The sequence below is a fragment of the Methylobacterium sp. GC_Met_2 genome, assembly GCF_026540795.1.
GTDB lineage: Bacteria > Pseudomonadota > Alphaproteobacteria > Rhizobiales > Beijerinckiaceae > Methylobacterium.
On the sequence record NZ_JALNUM010000012.1, the window covers coordinates 56852 to 77903 of the forward strand.

The following is a 21052-nucleotide window of genomic DNA, read 5'->3' on the forward strand; positions in this document are numbered from 1 at the left end:
TTCCCCGCACCGTCGCGGAATTGCGTTCCGGGGCCAGCTCTCCAACGCCCGAATCATTCATGCGACATGCCGTCTACGGCCTGCCGCCGATGGATCTCGCCGAGATCCCCGGCGATGCCGTCCAGGTTTCCCCGTTGATTCCCGGTGCCGCGCGGCTCGAGGATCTGTCCGAGAACAGCCTCGACACCGCCACGGTCCTCGCCCCGCCCGGAACGGTGGAGCGGCGCTACGTGCTTGCGCAGGTGCTCCGGGCGCTGGGGCCGGGCGGCCGGATGATCGCCCTGGCGCCCAAGGATCGGGGCGGAACCCGGCTGGCCAAGGAACTCACCACCTTCGGGTGCGCTGCCGCCGACCAGCCGCGCCGGCACCACCGGATCTGCCGCACCGACCGGCCACCCGAGCCGGCCGGCATCGCCGAGGCGATCGACGAGGGCAGCCCCCGCCATGTCGACAACCTCGCCCTGTGCACGCAGCCCGGCATCTTCTCCTGGGACCGGCTCGATCCCGGTACGGCCCTGCTCCTGGCGAACCTGCCGGCGTTGAAGGGTCGGGGCGCCGATCTCGGTTGCGGCCTCGGGATCCTGGCCCGGGCGGCCCTCGCCTCGGAAGCCGTGACCGCTATGACTCTGGTGGAGATCGACCGGCGCGCCGTCGAGATGGCCCGCCGCAACGTCGCCGACCCGCGGGCGACGATCCTCTGGGCCGATATCCGCACGCCCGGGCTCGTGCCCAGCAAGCTCGACTTCGTCGTGATGAACCCGCCGTTCCACGAGGGGGGCGCCGAGGATCAGGCGCTCGGCCGGGCCTTCGTGGCCCGGGCCGCCGAGGTGCTGCGGCCCGGCGGTACCTTGTGGCTCGTGGCCAACGCACACCTGCCCTACGAGGCGACGCTTCAGGCGGCGTTCCGCAGCGTTGCCGTGACCGTCCAGGCGAATGGCTACCGGGTCTACGAGGCGCGCCGGTGAGCGCGAAGGCGGTCCGCTTGGACAAGCTGCTCGCCAATCTGGGCTACGGCTCGCGCCGGGAGATCCAGAATCTGGCCCGCACCGGCGCGATCCGCCTCGACGGTGTGGAATGGGCCGATGCGGGGGACCGAATCGCCCTGGATCCCGACCTGCCGGATCGGCTGGTGATCGACGGCGAAGCCCTCGATCCGCTCCCAGGCCTCTGCCTGATGCTGCACAAGCCGCTGGGCGTGACCTGCTCGCATAAGGAGGCAGGTCCGCTGGTCTACGGGCTGCTGCCGGAGCGCTGGCGCCGCCGCGACCCGCCGCTCTCCACCGTGGGCCGCCTCGACAAGGAGACCTCCGGCCTGCTGCTGCTTACCGACGACGGCGCGCTGCTGCACCGGATCATCAGTCCGAAGGCCAATGTGGCGAAGCGCTACCGCGTGACCCTCGACCGTCCCCTGACCGGCAGCGAGACAGCGGTCTTCGCCTCCGGCACGCTGATGCTGGAAGGCGAGGAGCGGCCCCTGCTCCCGGTGGCGCTCGCGGTCGAGGATGCCACCCACTGCGCGGTCACCTTGACCGAGGGCCGATACCATCAGGTCCGCCGGATGTTCGCCGCCGTGGGCAACCACGTGACGGCCCTGCACCGGGACCGGGTCGGCGGGCTGGACCTGCCGGCGGATCTGGCGGCCGGGGCTTATCGGATCATGATGGCGCCCGACGTGGCAGCTGTGTTCGCGGGCGGGTGATCCGGGCTGCAGCCGAAGCATCACGCGAGCGATCCATTATCGCCGATCGGCTTGAGGCGCTTCTTGCCGCGAACCCCGCACTCTGCTATGGGCCCGCCCATCCCACACGCGGAGCCGGCCTCATGCCTGAATGAGGCGTTTCCGGTGGTCGTTCGACTGCGTCGGGCGGCTGCATCCCTCCGCGGCGGATCCAACCGGAGAGTACACAGATATGGCCGTCGATTTCTCTATGCGTCAGCTCCTTGAGGCGGGCGCCCATTTCGGTCACCAGTCGCACCGCTGGAACCCGAAGATGCAGCCGTACATCTTCGGCACGCGCAACAACATCCACATCATCGACCTTGCCCAGACCGTGCCGGCACTCCACCAGGCGCTGCAGGTTGTGAGCGACACCGTCGCCAAGGGCGGCCGTGTGCTGTTCGTCGGCACCAAGCGCCAGGCGGCCGACACGATCGCCGAGGCGGCCAAGCGCTCGGCCCAGTACTACGTCAACTCCCGCTGGCTGGGCGGCATGCTCACCAACTGGAAGACCATTTCGGGCTCGATCTCGCGCCTGCGGAAGGTCACCGAGACGCTGGAGACCGGCGGCCCCGGCCTGACCAAGAAGGAGCGCCTGATGCTCTCCCGTGAGAAGGAGAAGCTTGAGAAGGCCCTCGGCGGCATCAAGGACATGGGCGGCGTCCCCGACCTGCTGTTCGTGATCGACACCAACAAGGAGCAGCTGGCGATCAAGGAGGCGAACCGCCTCGGGATCCCGGTGGCCGCCATTGTCGACACCAACTGCAACCCGGACGGCATCAGCTACATCGTCCCGGCCAACGACGACGCCGGCCGCGCCATTGCGCTCTACTGCGACCTGATCGCCAAGGCCGCAATCGACGGCATCTCGCGCGCACAGGGCTCGTCGGGCATGGATCTCGGCGCCTCCGAGGAGCCGATGGCCGAAGAGCTGCCGGCCAACGACGACGCGGCCGTCACGGTCGAGTCCGACGCTCTCGATCCGGCCGACGTGGCGATGCTCGCCGAGTCGACCGAGCATTTCGAGCTGCTCGCCGCCCCGCGCGGCGCGCCGGACGACCTGACCAAGCTCAACGGCGCCGGCCCGCAGATCGTGCAGAAGCTCAACGATGCCGGCATCTACCATTACTGGCAGATCGCCGCGATGAACGCCGAGGACGTCGCCAAGGTCGATGCCGACCTGAAGCTCAACGGCCGCATCGATCGCGATTCGTGGGTCTCGCAAGCCCGCGGCTTCGTCGAGGCTGCTGCGGCGGCCTGATCCATCGGGATTTCGCGGCGGCCCGTCATCGGGCTGTCGCGGTTCCAGCCATACCGGGCCCGGCCGCTCACCCGCGCGCCGGGCCTCTCTCATCCAGACCACACGAAAGGGACCGCCATGGCCAACATCACCGCCGCGATGGTGAAGGAGCTCCGGGAGACGACCGGCGCCGGCATGATGGATTGCAAGGGCGCGCTCAACGAGACGCAGGGGGACATCGAGGCCGCGGTCGACTGGCTGCGCAAGAAGGGTCTCGCCAAGGCCGCCAAGAAGGCCGGCCGCGTCGCCGCCGAGGGCTTGGTCGCCGTCGAGTCCGCCGGCCACCATGCCGCGATCGTCGAGGTCAATTCCGAGACCGACTTCGTCGCCCGCAACGACGCCTTCCAGGGCTTCGTCCGCGAGGCCGCCAAGATCGCGCTCAACACCGATGGCACGCTGGAGGGCCTCCAGAGCGCTCACTTCCCGGGCGCCACCGAGACGGTCTCCGAGAAGCTGCAGGCCCTGATCGCCACCATCGGCGAGAACATGAACCTGCGCCGGGTCGCCAAGCTCGAGGTCAACAAGGGCGTCATCGCCTCCTACGTGCACAACCAGATCTCCGAGGGCCTCGGCAAGATCGGCGTGCTCGTGGCGCTCGAGTCCGAGGGCGACGTCGAGGCGCTGTCGGCGCTCGGCCGCCAGATCGCCATGCATGTCGCGGCGACCAACCCGGTGGCGCTCGACGCCTCGGGCGTCGATGCCGCCACGGTGGAGCGCGAGTCGAACATCCTGCGCGAGAAGAACGCCGGCAAGCCGGACCACGTGATGGCCAAGATCATCGAGAGCGGCCTGAAGAGCTACTACAAGGAGGTCACCCTCCTGGATCAGCCCTTCGTGCATGACGGCTCGAAGACGGTGAGCCAGGTTCTCAAGGAGGCCGGCACCAAGGTCGGCGGCCCGGTGACGCTCACGGCCTTCGTGCGCTACGCGCTGGGCGAGGGCATCGAGAAGGAAGACGGGCCGGACTTCGCCACCGAGGTGGCTCAGCAGGCCGGTCGCGCCTGATTTTTTCGGACCGCGCGGTTCGATGATTTCGACGCCCCGTCCGGCGCAAGCCGGGCGGGGTTTTCTTTTGTCGGCGGCCCCGGCGAGGCGCGCGAAGCCGGCCTTGGCGTATCTTGAGCCGGGATTGCGGGCGGTTCGGACGTCGAGGAGAGGACAGCCCTTGACCCGGGTGCCATCGCCTGCATCTTATAAGCAGGTTGCTTATAGGATTGGCGCTTGGCGGTTTGCGCGGTCACGATCGTCGTCGATCATGCCAACAGCGACGATCCGATCTTCACGGTCGCATTGCAGACGCCATGGGGTACGCTCGATGTGATGGCCGAGGTGACGCTCACGGGGCGCTTCCTCGGGTTGGTCGGCCTGCATATCGGCGGCGATCCCATGACGAGATAGGGGCCGGTCGTGCTTCGGGATATCGCCCGGGGGGTCATGGAGGCGCTGGATGTCGACGAGATCCGCATTGTTGGCGGCGTTCGGACAACGGGTGCAAATCCGGGACGAGCCTCCCGTCCGCGAAGGCTCGGCAGAGCGTCTCGGTCTCAGGCGTCTGGCGGGCACGGACCTCGACACAATTGAAGCCGCCCGCGCCCTCGTCCGTAGGCATCTTCCCGTGAAGGCTGCCCGCGCCGTCATGACGGAGCTGTTCGATACGGGGGAAGCGTATGTCGTGGTGCCCAAGGTCGAGAGCCTCGAGCGCCTGCGATCCGAGTTGAAGGGGCTGGGCATCGAGGTCCGCAAGCATGGGCCGGATGCGATCTCGGTGCGAAGCGTGCGGGAAGCCCTGCATCTCTCGCAGGCCCAGTTCGCACTCCGGTTCGGATTGGAAGAGGCGACGGTCAAGAACTGGGAGCAGGGCAAGTCAAAGCCGAACGCGACCGCCCTGGCCCTGCTCTGGACGATCCATCGTCACCCGGAAGCCGTGGTCGATGCCCTCGCCACGCGGGGGGCGTGATCGGGCAGGGGGTGATCGTCTGTCCCGTGTTGCGGCGCACACGCTATCTCGCAGAAGCGCAGTACTGTCGCCGCATGTCTTTGAAACCCTTCTCCTACCTGATGATCGGCGTCTTCGCGTCCGGTCTCGTGATGACCGTCGTCGGCGCCGTCGGCGTGCTGACCGGCAGCTGAGAATTTGCGCCGGCGTAGTGGTCTCCCATCACGCCGGCGCCGCATCGACCCACGCTCTGCCATCCCAGATCCGAACCGCAACGGTGGCGCAGCCATCTGCAATGGTGATGCGGTTGTAGGCGTTGGGCTCGTTCCCGCGCAGGCGCGTCGACGTCGCCGAGCCGGCTTGGACGGCCAGCAGCCGTCCCCGGCCACCGCGCATCACACCGCGATCGATCGCTTCCGCGGCGGTATCGTCGTCCAGATCAAAGCGCGCATAGTGCCGGTGCAGGTGGCCGGCCAGCGTCAGGCCGACACCGCACCTGCGAAACGTGGCCAGCGCCAAGTCGGCGTGCCCGACCAATCGGGCCTCCTCGTCCCAGGGCGGCGGCCTGAACGGGTGGTGGCCCACCACGATCTTGAACAGGTGCTCCGGCATGGCCGCGAGGCGTGCCTCGGTCCGGGCGATCTGGCTGCGCCGGATTATCCCGTGCGACCAGTCCGGCTCCGGCGCCCAGCGCCGCACCGTGTTCAGGCAAACCACCCCGATCTCCGAATCCGTGAAACACGGCTCTGTCTCCTGCGCGATGGCGTGCCGGTAGCGCGCGAAGGGCCGCGCGAACCGCTGCAGCAGGTCGTAGGGCGAGATGTCGTGGTTGCCGGGCACGCCGATCCAGGGCGGCGACAGGCGGTTCAGGAAGGCGCGGGCCTGCCCGAACTCGGCCGGGCGCGCCGCCATGGTGAAGTCGCCCGAGACGATGATCAGGTCCGACGCGTCCGCGTTCAACGCGGCGATGAGCGCCGCGACGACGGCCGGGTCGGTGCGGCCGAAATGGAGGTCGGAGATGTGGCTGATCCGCCTCATGCGTCCAGGCTCCCGCCTGTGAAGCGCTGGCCTGACTCCGAGCGCGGCACGATCACGGTCAGCGCGTGCCGCCGGATGCGGTAGTGCAGGGGCGTGGGGATCAAAAGAACCTCGCCGTCATTCATCACCAGCAGCGCCTGGCGGCGCGACGCGATGCTGAGGTCGCCGACCGGCAGCCGCTCTACGTCGGGCAGCCGGCGCCAGTCGCCGAGGGCGACTCCGACGGCGAGGCGCAGGCTGCGCCACACCGAGAGGTTGGTCAGGACGTAGAGCGTGAGCTGCCCGGCATCGACCGGCGCCCGCACGAGCATCTGTCCCGGCTGCTCGACGTAGTCGCCCACGACCACCGCCATCAGCCGTCCTCGCAGACGCCACGCCGTCCCATCGATCAGGCCGGTCACCGTGAGGCGCGGATAGCGGCCGAGGTGGCGCAGCAGGCCGAGCGCCCAGCGCAGCAGGGTGCGTATGGCCCGGCGCGTGCGATGGGCCTCCCGGTGGCGGGCGACCCGCGCGGCCATGCCGAGCACGGAATTGATCACGAAGACCCGGCCGTTCACGTCGCCGACATCGATCCGGCGCGGCACGCCCTGCGCGAGATTGGCGATGGCGCCATCGAGATCGAGCGGCAGGCCGAGATCCTTCGCCAGCAGATTCATGGTTCCGAGCGGGAGGATGCCGAGCGGCGTCCCGCGCCCGACCAGGGCGGCAGCCGCGCAGGCGACCGTGCCGTCGCCACCTGCCACCACCACCGCGTCGATCCCCGGCTCGGCCACCGCCGCCGCGATGCGCGCCGGGAGGGAGCCGCCCCGGTCGGCCTCGCCCAGCGCCTCGATCCCGGTCGCAAGGATCCGCTCTCGGATCGCCTCCGGGGTCGCGCCGCCGATGCTACCGGATTCGGTGTTGATCACCAGGGCGATGCGCATGGATGTTCCGGGCCGGGTGTCGTTTCCAGACCGTTTGCCAGGGCTGCACGTCGGTCGCGTGTCGGTGGTGTTTCGTCCGACGATCCCCGTCCGATCGCGGTGCGCCCCTCGACTGCGCTCACACGGTTGACGTAGAAGCCTCCCGGCTCGCGCGGGGCGGGTCGAACGGGGATCGAGATGCCGGAGACGACGCCATTTCGCCGTATCCTCGTAAAGCTGTCAGGGGAGGCGCTCGCCGCACCGGACGGCTACTGGCTGCATCCGCCGACGCTGGCAGCTTTGGCTGATGACATCGCCCGCACCATCGAGGCCGGCGCCGAAGTCGCCATCGTGGTGGGCGGCGGCAACATGATCCGTGGCGCGCGCATCTCCGCGGCCGGCTGGATCGACCGGGCCACCGGGGATTCGCTGGGCATGATGGCGACCGTCATGAACTCGCTCGCGATCGAGACGGCGTTGAACGCGGCCGGCGTCCAGGCGCGGACCATGTCGGCCGTATCGATGCCGACGATCTGCGAGACCTATGCCCGCCAGCCGGCTTTGCATCACCTGGACAAGGGACAGGTGGTCGTGTTGGCCGGGGGTACCGGCAACCCGTATTTCACCACCGACACTGCCGCCGTGCTGCGCGCCGCCGAGTTGCGTTGCGACGCGGTGCTGAAGGCGACGCAGGTCGATGGCGTCTATTCCGCCGATCCGAAGACCGACCCGAACGCCACCCGCTACGACCGCATCACCCACGATGAGGCGATTGCCCGCGACCTGAAGGTCATGGACACCGCCGCCTTCGCGCTGGCCCGGGAGAGCCGCCTGTCGATCGTGGTCGGCTCGCTTCACCCGCCGAGCTCGATCGCCGCGATCCTGTCGGGCGACGCACCCTCGACGCTGGTCGCGCCCTGACGCCGCGGCCGCGATGGGGCCGCAATCGTTTGCGGCCCTGAAAAAATTCGTCCATTGAGGCCGCGACTGCCCGCGCCGGGCGAGAAGACCACGTCAGACGTCTCGGGACGATTCTCATGGCCACACCGGAATTCGACCTCAACGACATCAAGCGCCGGATGCAGGGCGCCGTCGCCGCGCTCTCGAAGGATCTCGGCTCGCTGCGCACCGGGCGCGCCACGCCCTCGATCCTCGACCCGATCCAGGTGGATGCCTACGGCTCGGCGATGCCGATGGCCCAGGTCGCCACGGTGAGCGTGCCGGAGCCGCGGCTCCTGTCGATCTCCGTCTGGGACCGCAGCATGGTCACCGCCGTCGAGAAGGCGATCCGCGAATCCGACCTCGGTCTCAACCCGCAGACCGAGGGACAGACCATCCGGCTCCGCATCCCCGAGATGAACGAGCAGCGGCGCAAGGAGATGGTCAAGGTCGCCCACAAGTACACCGAGGAGGCCCGCGTCGCCGTGCGCCACGTCCGCCGGGACGGCCTCGACCATCTCAAAAAGCTCCTGAAGGACAGCGCGATCTCGGAGGACGACGAGAAGCGGCAGGCCGCCGACGTGCAGAAGGCGACCGACCAGTTCATCGCCGACATCGACGGCGTGCTGGCATCCAAGGAGAAGGAGATCATGCAGGTCTAAGGCCGCCGGCCGAGACTTTCGTGACCTCCGCAACCGCACCGGCTGCGCCCTCCCAGGCTTCTCGCAAGGGCCGACGCGAGCTGTGGCTGCGCGTTGCCTCGGGCCTCGTGCTTGGGGCCGGCGTGCTGGCGGGGCTGGTCTATGGCGGCTGGCCCTTCGCGGGCATCTGGCTCGCGGCCGGCATCGTCGGCTTCGCCGAGTGGATGGCCATGAGCCGGACCGAGCCGCGCGAGGTACTGATCGCGCTCGGTGCGGCGACGCTCGGTGCCCTGTTGCTGTGCCAACGCGGCGGGGCTCCGGCACCGGCCTGCCTTGCGGTTCTGATTCTCGGCGCCGCGGCCTGTGCCACGGTGGCGCGGACCGGATGGGGCCGGACGCGCGCGTTCATCGGCGTGCTCGGCGCCGGAGCCGTCGCGGCGGTGCCGGTGGCGTTGCGCGACGATCCCGCGATCGGGCTCGTCGGACCGGCCTGGATGTTCGCGGTGGTCTGGTCCACCGACATCGCTGCCTACTTCGCAGGCCGGAAGATCGGCGGCCCGAAGCTGATGCCCCGGGTCTCGCCCAACAAGACATGGTCCGGCGCCGTCGGCGGCCTGATCGGTGGCGTTGCGGCGGGAACCCTGGTGCCGGTGGTGGCCGACCTCGCCGGGATGACGCTGCCCAGCGCCGCTTCCCTTCCGGTGGTCGCAGGTGTGAGCGCCGTGGCCTCAATCCTGAGCCAAGCTGGCGATCTCCTGGAGTCCGGCCTCAAGCGCCGCTACGGCGTGAAGGATTCCGGAAAGATCATCCCGGGCCATGGCGGCGTCATGGACCGGCTCGACGGATTCTTTGCAGTGGCCGTGTTGGCTGCCGTCTATCTCGCCCTGCGCGGGGTCGGTCTGATCACGTGACGATGAGGGAGTTGAATCCGTGACCCAGATCGTCACCGTCTTCGGCGCCACCGGCTCGATCGGCCGCTCCACCGCCGATCTGCTTGCCCAGCACGCCGACCGCTTCCGGGTCGGCGCCCTGGTGGGCGGCAGGGATCCCGTCGCCCTGGCCAAGATGGCGCGGGAGCTGAACGCGTCCTTCGCGGCGCTCGCCGATGAATCCGCCGGCCCTGCGCTCGCCGAGGCCCTCTCGGGCTCCGGGATCCCCAACGGGGCGGGGGAGGGCGCCGTCATGGAGGCGGTCGCCCGGGACGCCGATATCGTGGTGGCGGCGGTGAGCGGGGCCGCGGGCCTCAAATCCACCCACGCGGCGCTCCGCCTCGGGCGCACGGTCGCCCTCGCCAACAAGGAGAGCCTCGTCTGCGCCGGCGACGCCTTCATGCGCGACGCCGCACGCTACGGCGCCACCATCCTGCCGATGGATTCCGAGCACGATGCCCTGAGCCAGGCGCTGGCCGGGCGTCCGCTCGCCGACGTGCGCACCATGATGATCACGGCCTCCGGTGGCCCGTTCCGCACCTGGACCCGCGAGCGCATCGCCGCCGCCTCCGCCACGGAGGCCGCCGCCCACCCGACCTGGTCGATGGGCATGAAGATCAACATCGATTCGGCGAGCCTGATGAACAAGGGCCTCGAGCTGATCGAGGCACACCACCTGTTCGGCATCGAGCCCGAGCGCCTCGACGTCGTGGTGCATCCGCAATCGGTGATCCACGGGATGGTCTACTGGCTCGACGGCGCCGTGACCGCCGAATTGGCGCTGCCCGACATGCGGGTGCCGATCTCGCACTGCCTCGGCCTCGGCGACCGGCTGACCATCGAGCGCGGGCGCCCCCTCGACCTCGTGAAGCTCGGCTCCCTCACTTTCGAGGCTGCGGACGAGGAGCGCTTCCCGTGCCTGCGGATCGCCCGGGCGGCGCTCGCTGCAGGCGGCGCCGCGCCGACCGTGATGAACGCCGCCAACGAGATCGCGGTCGCGGCGTTCATCGCCGGGCGTATCGGCTTCTACGGGATCAGTGATCTGGTCGAGCGCGCCTGTGCGCATTTCGCCGGCCCGTACCGGACCGCGCCGGCCGATGTCGATGAGGCGTTGGCCATCGACGCGCATGTCCGGGTGTGGAGCGCGGAAGCGCTGCCGGAACTGCGCGCCGCCGGATAAGGCCGCGCCTCAGCGCCCCGGCCCGTACCCGGCCAAAAACACCCGCACCGCCTCGGCAGTCTGGATCTGCATCCGGGCCTCGCTCGCCTCGCCGCCGGCAGCGAACAGCATGCGCGTGAGTAGGCCGGCCAGGCAAAGATGCAGGAAGTGCTGGGCCGCCAAGGTGGTGTCGGCGATGCGCAGGCGACCGGCCTGGACCTGCACGTCGAGATAGGCCGCGAGTCGAGACACGCCGCGGGCCGGACCGGCGTCGTAATAGACCTGCCCGAAGTGCGGGAACTTCTCGCAGACGCCAATCACCATGCGGTGCACCGAGATGTGCCGCGGCTGGGACATCTCGGCAAGGAAGCTCATCCCTAAGCGTGTCAGGACGGCCGGGATATCGGCATCGTTCGGGTCGAAGGTGAAGAGCGTCTCTGCAAGGCTGGCCTTTTCCTGAAGGATCAGGGCTTCGAACAAAGCCTCCTTGCTGTCGAAATACACGTAGAGCGTGCCCTTCGAGACCCCGGCCACCCGGGCGATCTCGCCCATGCTCGCGCCATCGTAGCCCGCCGAGAGGAAGACCGTGCGGGCGCCGTCGAGGATCTGCCGCCGCTTGTCGCCCTCATGCGGTGTCTGTCCCCGCTCCAGCACCGCGCCCTGCGCCATCATTCCGCTCCGCGTCCCAGACGCCGCTCCGCTTGACCGAACCGTTCGGTCACCATAACCTGAGGCCAATCTGGATTCGCGTCAAGGCGGGTCCAATTTTTGACCGAACGGTTCGGTCATTCGATCTGAGGCTCCGAGATGTCCCTTCGCGACGACGCTGATCGGCCGTCTCCCACCATCGATCTGAGCGAGGAGGAGCGGGCAGTAGGCCCGGCGCCGCGGCAGCCTGCGCCGGATGCTGCCCCGGCATCCGCCCAAGCTGGCCCGGCCGAGGCTGTGCCGCCCCGCCGGCGCCCGCTGAGGCGTGCCCTCCTACTGGCCGTGCTGGCGGCTCTGATCGGCGGCGGCGCCTATGCCGGGTGGCAATGGTGGACGGTCGGACGCTTCTTCGTCTCGACCGACGATGCCTACGTCCAGGCCGACATCTCGGTGCTGGCCGCGAAGGTCCCGGGCTACCTCGCGGCGGTCCCGGTGGTGAACGGCGTCTCGGTGAAGAAGGGCGACGTGATCGCCCAATTGGACGACGGCGATTACCGCCTCGCCCTCCAGGCCGCGCAGGACAAGCTCGCCACCCAGGAGAGCACCATTGCGCGGATCGCCCGGCAGGCCGAGGCCGCTCAGGCGCAGGTCGCCCAGGCCTCTGCGCAGCTCGACGCGACCCGCGCCGACGCGGTTCGCGCTCAGGCCGATTTCGCGCGGTCGATGCAGATGCAAGCGGATTACGTCGCCAAGTCGCGCATCGACCAGACCCGCGCCGATCGCGACCGGACCGAGGCTTCGGTCAAGGCCATGGAGGCCGGCCTTTTGGCGGCCCGCGCCAATGTCGATGTCCTCACGGCACAGAAGCGCGAGGCCGAGAGCGTCGCGGCGGAGCTGCGCACCGCCGTCGACCGCGCCCGCCGGGATCTCGACTTCGCGGTGATCCGAGCGCCGTTCGACGGCGTCGTGGGCAACAAGGCCGTGGAGGCCGGTGCCTACGTGGCGCCGGGCACGCGGATCGCCGCCCTGGTGCCGCTCCAGAGCGTCCGGATCGACGCGAACTTCAAGGAGACCCAGGTCCAGCGCATGCGCCCCGGCCAACCGGTGACGGTGACGGTCGACGCCTATCCGGATCGCGAGATCCAGGGCTTGGTGGAATCGTTCTCGCCGGCCTCCGGCTCGGTGTTCAGCCTGTTGCCGCCCGACAACGCGACCGGCAACTTCACCAAGATCGTCCAGCGCCTGCCGGTGCGGGTGCGGGTGCCGGAAGAGGTTGCCCGCGAGGGTCTGCTGCGGCCGGGCCTGTCGGCGGTGGTGCGCGTCGATACCCGCGCCGGCGCGGACCGCTCGGTGCTCGACCGGGCCGCGCGCGAGCGGCCGGTCAACACCGCGAGCCGGTAAGATCGCCGATGGCCGCCATTGCCGCCCCCGCGCCGGCCCGCGCCGCCGAACCGCCGCTCGACCGCCGCCGGATGGTGGCGTTCGTCTGCATGGTGTTCGGGATGTTCATGGCGATCCTGGACATCCAGATCGTCTCGGCCTCGCTGAACGAGATCCAGGCCGGCCTTTCGGCCTCGGGCGACGAGATCCCCTGGGTCCAAACTAGCTACCTGATCGCCGAGGTCATCTCGATCCCGCTCTCCGGCACCCTGTCGCGGGTGCTATCGACCCGCTGGATGTTCGCGATCTCGGCGGGCGGCTTCACCCTGATGAGCCTGATGTGCGCGACCTCCTCGTCGATCGGCGAGATGATCGTCTGGCGCGCCGCGCAGGGCTTCATCGGTGGCGGCATGATCCCGACCGTGTTCGCCGCGGCCTTCACGATCTTCCCGCCCTCCAAGCGGACCATCGTGTCGCCGATGATCGGCCTCGTAGCGACGCTCGCGCCGACCATCGGCCCGACGGTCGGCGGCTATCTCACCGACCTGATGTCCTGGCACTGGCTGTTCCTGATCAACGTCGTGCCGGGCATCTTCGTGACGGTCTCGACGTGGATCCTGGTCGATTTCGACAAGCCCAATTACAGCCTGCTCGAAGCCTTCGACTGGGCGGGCCTCGCCTTCATGGCGGGTTTTCTCGGCTGCCTCGAATACGTGCTGGAGGAGGGGCCGAACCACGACTGGCTGCAGGACGAGACGGTGTTCGCCTGCGCGGTGGTCTGCGGGGTCTCGGGGCTGCTGTTCTTCTGGCGGGTCTTCACGGCGAGGCAACCGATCGTGGACCTGCGCGCCTTCTCGGACCGCAACTTCGCCAGCGGCTGTTTGGCGAGTTTCGTGCTCGGCATCGGGCTCTACGGGCTGACCTACATCTACCCGGTCTATCTCGCGCGGGTGCGCGGCTACTCGGCGCTGATGATCGGCGAGACGATGTTCGTCTCCGGCCTGTTCATGTTCATCACAGCGCCAATCGCCGGGCGTCTCTCGGGCCGGGTCGATCCACGTTTGATGATGGGAGTTGGCTTCACGGGCTTCGCCTGCGGCACCTGGATCGTCACCGGCCTCACCAAGGATTGGGACTTCTACGAGTTGCTGCTGCCGCAGATCCTGCGCGGCTGCTCGCTGATGCTGTGCATGATCCCGATCAACAACATCGCGCTCGGCACCCTGCCGCCGGCCCGGATGAAGAACGCCTCCGGCCTGTTCAATCTCACGCGCAACCTCGGCGGCGCGGTCGGCCTCGCCCTGATCAACACCGTGCTGAACGACCGCTGGGACCTTCACCTCGCCCGGCTGCACGAGCGCTTCAGCTGGTCGAGCAATGCGGCCCTTGAGCGCCTCGACGGCCTGCAACGCGGCTTCGAGTCCTTCGGCAGCGCGGCCCCCGGCATGGCGCTGAAAGCCATGACCAACACGGTCCGGATCCAGGGCCTCGTCATGGCCTTCGAAGACGTGTTCCTCGCCCTGACGGTGCTGTTCCTGGCCATGGCCTGCGCCGTGCCGATGGTCCGGCGCCCGCGCGCGGCAGCCGGAGGCGGGGGCGGCCACTGACTCGGCGGCCCGTCACCCGCGGCGACGATGCGCGAGCCCGCACAGGATTGCGTTGGCGGTGCGCCCCACCGATCTGCTAAGATGTCGGGATGTGCCGGTCCGGGGGGCCGGCGCGGCGACGGCCAGGGATCGGCTTATGGACTTCCTCAACGCGATGAGCGGCACTGCCGGGGGCTTCTTCGGCGCCCTGATCCCGTTCCTGTTCGTGCTCACCGTCGTGGTGTTCGTGCACGAGATGGGCCACTTCCTGGTCGGCCGCTGGTGCGGCGTCGGTGTCCATGCCTTCTCCCTCGGATTCGGGCCGGAACTCGTTGGGTTCAACGACCGCCGCGGCACGCGCTGGAAGCTCTGCGCCATTCCCCTCGGTGGCTACGTGAAGTTCCACGGCGACGTGAACGGGGCGAGCATGCCCGACCCCGCGGCCGTCGCCCGCATGACTCCGCAGGAGCGGGCGATCAGTTTCCCGACTCAGCCCGTGGGCAAGCGCGCCGCGATCGTCGCCGCCGGACCGGTGGCGAACTTCATCCTGGCGATCGCGCTGTTTGCCGGGGCGATCTGGTTCGGCGGCCGCTATGAATTGCCCGCCCGCGTCTCCTCGGTGGAGCCGAACAGCGTCGCGGCCCAGGCCGGTTTCCAGCCGGGCGACGTGATCACCGCCATCGACGGCGAGACGATCGGCGACTTCAACGCGATGTACCGCACGGTGACGGGCAGCGCCGGGACGCCCCTGACCTTCACGGTCGAGCGCAACGACCAGCCGCTCACCATTCAGGCGACGCCTGCCACCTTCGAGGAGAAAACCCCGTTCGGACGCCATCGGATCGGCCGGCTGGGGATCCGCTCGCCTGCGGGCTCCGAGGCGCGCCTCGTGCGCTACGGGGCCGTCGATTCCCTCAATCTCGGCGTGAAGGAGACCTACTTCGTCGTCGAGCGCACCTTCTCGTATCTCGGCAAGCTGGTGACCGGCCGTGAGTCGGCCGACCAGCTCTCGGGGCCGATCGGAATCGCCCGCGTCTCCGGCGAGGTCGCCAAGACCGGCGGCGTCGGCGGCCTCGTCGGCCTGATCGCGCTCCTCTCGGTCTCGATCGGCCTCCTGAACCTGTTCCCGGTGCCGTTGCTCGATGGCGGGCATCTGCTGTTCTACGCCTTCGAGGTCGTCCGCGGCCGTCCGCTCAGCGAGCGGGCCCAGGAGATCGGCTTCCGGATTGGTCTCGCCCTGGTCCTGATGCTGATGCTGTTCGCCGCCTGGAACGATATCCTCAACCTCGGCGCGTCCTGGCGGAACACCTGATCCGGAAGGGTTGAGGGCCCTCCTCGAAGCCGTTGGGGATCCTGTCCGTCCTCCACCGGAAAGGGTGCCCCATTCCCGCCGCGATCCGGCCGTGAAGCCGCCGGATCGGCGCCGCGCCAAGGGGTCAAAATCCGGTTAATGCGCCGTCAACGGCCGCGCGAGTGAGGCGGGAAAAACACGTTCCCTCAAGCGTTTACGCGTCATTCACCATGATCGCCGGTTTGCCCGAAGCGCGGCTGCACCGTTAAGTGGCGCGAAGGCCACGACCCCCCAAAATCCCCTGACGATGGCCTCCCGCGCGTTTGCTTGGCAGTGGAATCCCGCTAAGAGCTACGCTTGGACCGAAGCCACGCTTGGACCAGGTGACGGGACGACCGATCAACGGTCGCCTAAGACGGGCTAACCCCCGCGACCAGAACAGAAACGGGCGATTGCATGATGTCGTTGACGGGGAAGCCCCGACGTAAGTCGGTGCGGAGAACCATCGTCCTAGTCACTGCGGGTCTGAGCGTCGTCCTGACCGGGGCCGCTCAGGCGCAGCAGATCGTCGTCCAGGGCAACCAGCGCGTCGATGCCGACACGGTCCGGTCCTACGTGACCGGAACGGCGTCAGGCTCCGCCGAGGAAGCCCGCCGTAACCTGCTCGCAAGCGGCATGTTCTCGGACGTGAAGGTCGCCCAGTCGGGCGGCCGCACGGTGGTGACCGTCCGCGAAAACAACCTGATCAACCGGGTGGTGTTCGAGGGCAACAAGAAGATCGAGAAGGCGACCCTGGAAGGGGTGGTCGAGGCGAAGGCCCGCGGGCCCTACACCGAGGCGATCATCAACGCCGACCTTGCCCGCATCCGTGACGTCTACAAGCGCTTCGGTCGGGGAACCGCCAAGGTGACCTACCGCACCGTCGACCTGCCGAACGGCCGCGTCGACGTGATCTACCAGATCGACGAGGGCGATAAGACCGGCATCGTCTCGATCAACTTCGTGGGCAACAACGCCTATTCGGAGCGGACGCTCAAGGGGCTGATGAGCTCCTCGGAGATGAACTTTCTGTCGTTCATCAAGACCTCCGACGTCTACGATCCCGACCGCATCACCAACGACTTGGATCAGGTTCGCCGCTACTACCTGAAGAACGGCTATGCCGACTTCCAGGTGGTCAGCGCCGACGCGCGCTACGTCGAGGGCGAGACTTCGGGCTACGTCATCACCGTCACGGTGAACGAGGGCGAGCAGTACAAAGTCGGCGCGGTGCAGGTGGATTCCCGCCTGCCCGGCCTCGACACGGCTCAGCTCAACACCGGTGTCGCGACGACGGTGGGCGATGTCTACAACGCCGACGACGTCGAGAAGACGCTGAACAACGTCACGCGTGAGGTGAACCGCGCGGGCTACCCGTTCGCGCAGGTCCGCCCGACCGGTCAGCGCGATCCCGGCAGCCATCAGGTCTCCCTGGGCTTCGTGGTCGAGGATGGCCCGCACGTCTACGTCGAGCGCATCAACATCCGCGGCAACACCCGCACCCGCGACTACGTCATCCGCCGCGAGCTCGATATCGCCGAGGGCGACGCCTACAACCGCGTGCTCACCGATCGCGCCGAGCGGCGCCTGAACGGCCTGGGCTTCTTCAAGAAAGTCCGTTTCTCGAACGAGCCGGGCTCCGCGCCCGACCGCGTGGTGATCAACATCGATGTCGAGGATCAGCCCACGGGTTCGTTCTCGGTGGCGGGCGGCTACTCCACCCAGGACGGCATCATCGGCGAGGTTTCGGTCTCCGAGTCGAACTTCCTCGGCCGCGGCCAGTATGTCCGCCTCGCCGGCACCGGCGGCCAGTACTCGCGCGGCGTCGATTTCTCGTTCACCGAGCCGTACTTCCTCGGCTACCGGCTCGCCGCCGGCTTCGACGCCTTCTACAAATACTCCGACCTGACCCGGTACTCGCGCTACGAGACCACGGTGTATGGCGGCCAGCTGCGCCTCGGCCTTCCGATCACCGAGGAGTTCGGCATCACGCTGCGATACTCGCTGTACAACACCGAGCTGAAGGTGCCGAACACCCTCAAGCGGCCGTACAACGACTGCTCGGTGCCGATCCCGGGCTACACCGCCACCTACGGGGCGGGCACGATCGACCCGAATACGGGTCGCAACATCGGTGGTCAGGCGGTCTATCCGAACTGCGCCTATGACGGCGAAGCCTCGATCGCCATCAAGGGCTCGCAGGGCAACACGCTGACCTCGCTGGCCGGCCTGACGCTCGCCTACTCGACGCTGGACGTGATCGGCGCACCCCACAACGGCCTCTACGCCGAGCTGAAGCCCGACGTGGCGGGCCTGGGCGGAGACTCGAAGTTCTTCCGGGTCACCGCCGATGCACGCTACTACAAGGAGCTCTACGAGGACGTGATCGGCTTCGTCCGCTTCCAGGGCGGCCATATCAGCTCCCTCAACAACGACCCGCTGCGGGTGACCGACGAGTTCTTCCTCGGCCCGTCGCTGGTCCGCGGCTTCGCTCCGAACGGCATCGGCCCGCGCGACGTCGGTATCGCCGACGCCCGCTCGAACGCGATCGGTGGCTCGACCTATATCGGCGGTACCCTCGAAGTTCAGTTCCCGCTGCCCGGCGTGCCGCGCGACCTGGGCCTGAAGGGTGCGCTCTTCGCCGATGCCGGTACGCTGTTCGGCTACAGCAGCAAGCGCGCCTTCGACGTGAACGGCGACAGCTTCATCAACGGCACGGATCCGGCGACCGGGCGCTGCAACTTCAACGCCTACAAGATCGGCGTCGAACCGGAATGCGTGAACGTCCGCGACAGCGCGACGATCCGCTCCTCGGTCGGTGCCTCCATCCTGTGGAACTCGCCGCTCGGCCCGATCCGCTTCGACTACGCCTACGCGCTGACCAAGGATGAAGGCATCCCGGTCTACGTGCCGATCCTCGGCAAGTACGGCCATGTCGGCAAGGATCAGACCCAGGCCTTCCGCTTCTCCGGCGGCTCGCGCTTCTGATCAAAATTCCAGGCGCGCCGGTCGGATTACCCCGACCGGCGCGTTGTCCAGCATGTCAGATCCCATTTTCTTCGCCGCTGCGGCAGACCTGACCCTCGCGGAGATCGCGACGGTCGCTGGCACCAGCCTGCCCGAGGGCGCCGATCCGGACCTCCGGCTTGCCGGGGCCGCGCCCCTCGAAAGCGCCGGGCCCTCGCACCTCGCCTACATGGACAATGCCCGCTACGGCGACGCCTTCGCGGCCACCCGGGCTGGGGCTTGCCTCGTCTCGCCGCGCTTCGCGGCCCGGTGCCCGTCCGGCACGGTCGCCCTCGTCAGCCGGGACCCCTATCGCGCCTACGCCACGCTGCTCGGACGGCTGCATCCGGATGCCCTGCGCCCCGGCTCGCAGTTCGGCGCCCGTGGCGTCGCCCCTGGGGCCCATATCCATCTTGAAGCCCATCTCGAAGAGGGAGTCACGGTCGATCCGGGCGCCGTGATCGGCCCCGGCGCGGAAGTCGGCAGCGGTACGGTGATCGGCCCGAACGCGGTGATCGGTCCCGGCGTGCGCATCGGGCGCGACTGCGCCATCGGCGCCGGCACAACGCTGAGCCATGCCCTCCTGGGAAACCGCGTGATCCTCCACCCGGGCGTACGGCTCGGCCAGGACGGGTTCGGCTTCGCCATGGGCGTCACCCATCTCAAGGTGCCGCAGATCGGCCGCGTGATCGTCCAGGACGACGTGGAGATCGGTGCCAACACCACGGTCGACCGGGGCGCCTCGCGTGACACGGTGATCGGGGAGGGGACCAAGATCGATAACCTCGTGCAGATCGCCCACAACGTGGTGATCGGGCGCCACTGCGTGATCGTGTCGGGCGTCGGTATCTCGGGCTCGACCACGCTGGAGGATTACGTCGTCCTCGGCGGGCAGGTCGGCGTCGTGGGGCATCTGCGCATCGGACGCGGCGCGCAGATCGCCGGCTCTTCGAACGTCAACCGTGACGTGCCGCCGGGCAGCCGCTGGGGCGGCACGCCGGCCAAGCCGGTGCGGGCCTGGTTCCGCGAACTCACGACACTGGCCCGCCTGGCCGAGCGCTCGGGCAAGGCCCAGGCGGACGACGGGGCCTGAGGCGGGCCGCTCGTCCGACCGACCCCGGCTCCGGAACGATCCGCTCCGCCGGAAGGTCTTGCATGTCCGGCGATTTCTGCCGAAGAGGGCGCTTCCTCCGCCATCGGCGGCGGGATGTCAGGCCGCCGCGGGCGGCACGTCGAGGTGCGGAATCCGATGAGTGAGGCGGCGCGCGAGACCGGCGGCGAGCTGGGCACAGCCGATATACAGACGCTGCTGGAGTTGCTGCCGCACCGTTACCCGTTCCTCCTGGTGGACCGGATCGTCGAGATCGATCGCGACGAATCCTGCATCGGCATCAAGAACGTCACGGCCAACGAGCCGCAATTCATGGGTCACTTCCCAGGCATGCCGGTCTTCCCGGGCGTGCTCCTGATCGAGGGCATGGCCCAGACGGCCGGGGCGATCTGCTGCCGCCACATCAGGGCGGATGGGCGAAGCACCAAGCAGGTGTTCTTCATGACCATCGACAAGTGCAAGTTCCGCAAGCCCGTCACGCCCGGCGATCAGGTGCGTTTCCATATGAAGAAGTTGAACCAGCGCCGGACCATGTGGTGGTTCCGCGGCGAGGCCCGGGTCGACGGCACGCTGGTCGCCGAGGCCGAGATCAGCGCCATGCTGGTGATGGAGTGAGCGCGCCCGTCATCCACGCGAGCGCGGTGATCGAGCCCGGCGCCCGGATCGGCGACGGGGCGCGGATCGGCCCGTTCTGCCATGTCGGGTCGGAGGTCGTCCTGGGAGCGGATTGCGAGCTGGTCAGCCACGTCGTCCTGGCGGGCCGCACCTCGATCGGCGCCCGCACCCGGATCTTCCCCTTCGCGTCGATCGGACATCCGCCGCAGGATCTGAAGTATCGCGGCGAGCCCTCCACCCTCACGATCGGCGCCGATTGCCTGATCCGCGAGGGTGTCACCATGAATCCCGGTACCAGCGGCGGCGGGCTGGAGACAGTGGTCGGCGATCACTGCACCTTCCTGGCGAATTCCCATGTCGGCCACGATTGCCGGGTGGGGTCGCACGTGATCTTCTCCAACAACGTCATGCTGGCCGGCCATTGCGTGGTGGGCGATTACGCAATCCTCGGGGGCGGTGCCGCCGTGATCCAGTTCGCCCGGGTCGGGGCACATGCCTTCGTGGGCGGCCTCTCGGGGCTGGAGAACGACTGCATTCCCTACGGGATGGTTCTGGGCAACCGGGCCTACCTGTCCGGCCTCAACATCATCGGCCTGCAGCGCCGCGGCTTCGCCCGGGAGGACATCCACGCTCTGCGGCGGGCCTATCGGCTGCTCTTCGCCCCCGAGGGGACGTTGATGGAACGGGTCGAGGACGTGGCCGCGACCTTCGAGTCCCACGACGCGGTCCGCGAGATCCTCGACTTCATCCGCGTCGGCGGCAAGCGCTCGATCTGCACGCCGCGCGAAGTCCCGACCCCGATCGGCGCCGCCTGA

The 21052-nt window shown here is 68.6% G+C and carries 20 protein-coding genes; 17 read left to right on the forward strand and 3 right to left on the reverse strand.

The features are described from left to right. The first annotated feature begins 59 nt into the window (after positions 1–59). From OXS49_RS07010 to OXS49_RS07035, 6 genes are all read left to right on the forward strand, one after another. The gene (locus OXS49_RS07010) at positions 60–965 is read left to right on the forward strand and encodes a class I SAM-dependent methyltransferase (protein WP_267422974.1); all 906 of its coding nucleotides are present in this window, start codon (positions 60–62) and stop codon (positions 963–965) included. Then, positions 962–1699, forward strand: coding sequence for a 16S rRNA pseudouridine(516) synthase (locus tag OXS49_RS07015; RefSeq protein ID WP_267422975.1), 738 nt, complete (start codon positions 962–964; stop codon positions 1697–1699). Before OXS49_RS07010 ends, OXS49_RS07015 begins: the two co-directional genes overlap by 4 nt. 211 nt (positions 1700–1910) lie before the next feature. Continuing rightward, the gene (locus OXS49_RS07020; RefSeq protein ID WP_267422976.1) at positions 1911–2978 is read left to right on the forward strand and encodes a 30S ribosomal protein S2; all 1068 of its coding nucleotides are present in this window, start codon (positions 1911–1913) and stop codon (positions 2976–2978) included. Between the two features lie 117 nt (positions 2979–3095). Beyond that, positions 3096–4022, forward strand: a complete 927-nt coding sequence (gene tsf / locus OXS49_RS07025) for a translation elongation factor Ts (RefSeq protein WP_243998838.1) — start codon at positions 3096–3098, stop codon at positions 4020–4022. 216 nt (positions 4023–4238) lie between these two features. Next, entirely contained in the window at positions 4239–4415 is a 177-nt protein-coding gene (locus tag OXS49_RS07030; protein WP_267422977.1) for a hypothetical protein, read from the forward strand. Between the two features lie 49 nt (positions 4416–4464). Beyond that, positions 4465–4974 (forward strand): type II toxin-antitoxin system MqsA family antitoxin, encoded by a 510-nt coding sequence (locus OXS49_RS07035; RefSeq protein WP_243998842.1) that lies wholly within the window; start codon positions 4465–4467, stop codon positions 4972–4974. 201 nt (positions 4975–5175) lie between these two features. Here the strand turns inward: OXS49_RS07035 and OXS49_RS07040 are convergent, their stop codons facing one another. Together OXS49_RS07040 and OXS49_RS07045 are read right to left on the reverse strand one after the other, a co-directional pair. Beyond that, positions 5176–5991 carry a metallophosphoesterase gene (locus tag OXS49_RS07040; protein WP_267422978.1) on the reverse strand — a complete coding sequence of 272 codons (816 nt, stop codon included), beginning with the start codon at positions 5989–5991 and terminating at the stop codon, positions 5176–5178. Continuing rightward, positions 5988–6914: a diacylglycerol kinase family protein gene (locus tag OXS49_RS07045; RefSeq protein WP_267422979.1), complete on the reverse strand. Its 927-nt coding sequence runs from the start codon at positions 6912–6914 to the stop codon at positions 5988–5990. Before OXS49_RS07045 ends, OXS49_RS07040 begins: the two co-directional genes overlap by 4 nt. 177 nt (positions 6915–7091) lie before the next feature. Here OXS49_RS07045 and pyrH point away from each other — a divergent pair, with 177 nt between their 5' ends. The 4 genes from pyrH to dxr all read left to right on the forward strand — a co-directional run bounded on the left by pyrH (position 7092) and on the right by dxr (position 10582). Further along, the gene (pyrH, locus tag OXS49_RS07050; protein WP_243918071.1) at positions 7092–7814 is read left to right on the forward strand and encodes a UMP kinase; all 723 of its coding nucleotides are present in this window, start codon (positions 7092–7094) and stop codon (positions 7812–7814) included. Positions 7815–7930: 116 nt separating this feature from the next. Beyond that, on the forward strand, positions 7931–8494 hold the full coding sequence (frr, locus tag OXS49_RS07055) for a ribosome recycling factor (RefSeq protein ID WP_243998848.1): 564 nt from the start codon (positions 7931–7933) through the stop codon (positions 8492–8494). A gap of 20 nt (positions 8495–8514) precedes the next feature. After that, positions 8515–9384: a phosphatidate cytidylyltransferase gene (locus OXS49_RS07060; RefSeq protein ID WP_267422980.1), complete on the forward strand. Its 870-nt coding sequence runs from the start codon at positions 8515–8517 to the stop codon at positions 9382–9384. Positions 9385–9403: 19 nt separating this feature from the next. Then, the gene (gene dxr, locus OXS49_RS07065; protein ID WP_243998852.1) at positions 9404–10582 is read left to right on the forward strand and encodes a 1-deoxy-D-xylulose-5-phosphate reductoisomerase; all 1179 of its coding nucleotides are present in this window, start codon (positions 9404–9406) and stop codon (positions 10580–10582) included. Positions 10583–10591: 9 nt separating this feature from the next. On the opposite strand, the gene OXS49_RS07070 is transcribed toward dxr, so the two are convergent. After that, on the reverse strand, positions 10592–11230 hold the full coding sequence (locus tag OXS49_RS07070) for a TetR/AcrR family transcriptional regulator (RefSeq protein ID WP_243998876.1): 639 nt from the start codon (positions 11228–11230) through the stop codon (positions 10592–10594). A 138-nt stretch (positions 11231–11368) separates the two neighbouring features. Between OXS49_RS07070 and OXS49_RS07075 the strand changes: the two genes are divergently transcribed. From OXS49_RS07075 to lpxA, 7 genes are all read left to right on the forward strand, one after another. Further along, positions 11369–12610: an HlyD family secretion protein gene (locus OXS49_RS07075; RefSeq protein WP_267422981.1), complete on the forward strand. Its 1242-nt coding sequence runs from the start codon at positions 11369–11371 to the stop codon at positions 12608–12610. A gap of 8 nt (positions 12611–12618) precedes the next feature. Beyond that, positions 12619–14196 carry a DHA2 family efflux MFS transporter permease subunit gene (locus OXS49_RS07080; protein ID WP_267422982.1) on the forward strand — a complete coding sequence of 526 codons (1578 nt, stop codon included), beginning with the start codon at positions 12619–12621 and terminating at the stop codon, positions 14194–14196. Positions 14197–14332: 136 nt separating this feature from the next. Then, positions 14333–15487 carry an RIP metalloprotease RseP gene (gene rseP, locus OXS49_RS07085; RefSeq protein ID WP_267422983.1) on the forward strand — a complete coding sequence of 385 codons (1155 nt, stop codon included), beginning with the start codon at positions 14333–14335 and terminating at the stop codon, positions 15485–15487. A 435-nt stretch (positions 15488–15922) separates the two neighbouring features. Continuing rightward, positions 15923–18493 (forward strand): outer membrane protein assembly factor BamA, encoded by a 2571-nt coding sequence (gene bamA / locus OXS49_RS07090; protein WP_243998860.1) that lies wholly within the window; start codon positions 15923–15925, stop codon positions 18491–18493. A gap of 52 nt (positions 18494–18545) precedes the next feature. Continuing rightward, positions 18546–19604: a UDP-3-O-(3-hydroxymyristoyl)glucosamine N-acyltransferase gene (gene lpxD, locus OXS49_RS07095; protein ID WP_267422985.1), complete on the forward strand. Its 1059-nt coding sequence runs from the start codon at positions 18546–18548 to the stop codon at positions 19602–19604. Between the two features lie 156 nt (positions 19605–19760). Next, positions 19761–20237: a 3-hydroxyacyl-ACP dehydratase FabZ gene (fabZ, locus tag OXS49_RS07100; protein WP_243918053.1), complete on the forward strand. Its 477-nt coding sequence runs from the start codon at positions 19761–19763 to the stop codon at positions 20235–20237. Further along, positions 20234–21052 carry an acyl-ACP--UDP-N-acetylglucosamine O-acyltransferase gene (gene lpxA / locus OXS49_RS07105; protein ID WP_267422986.1) on the forward strand — a complete coding sequence of 273 codons (819 nt, stop codon included), beginning with the start codon at positions 20234–20236 and terminating at the stop codon, positions 21050–21052. Before fabZ ends, lpxA begins: the two co-directional genes overlap by 4 nt.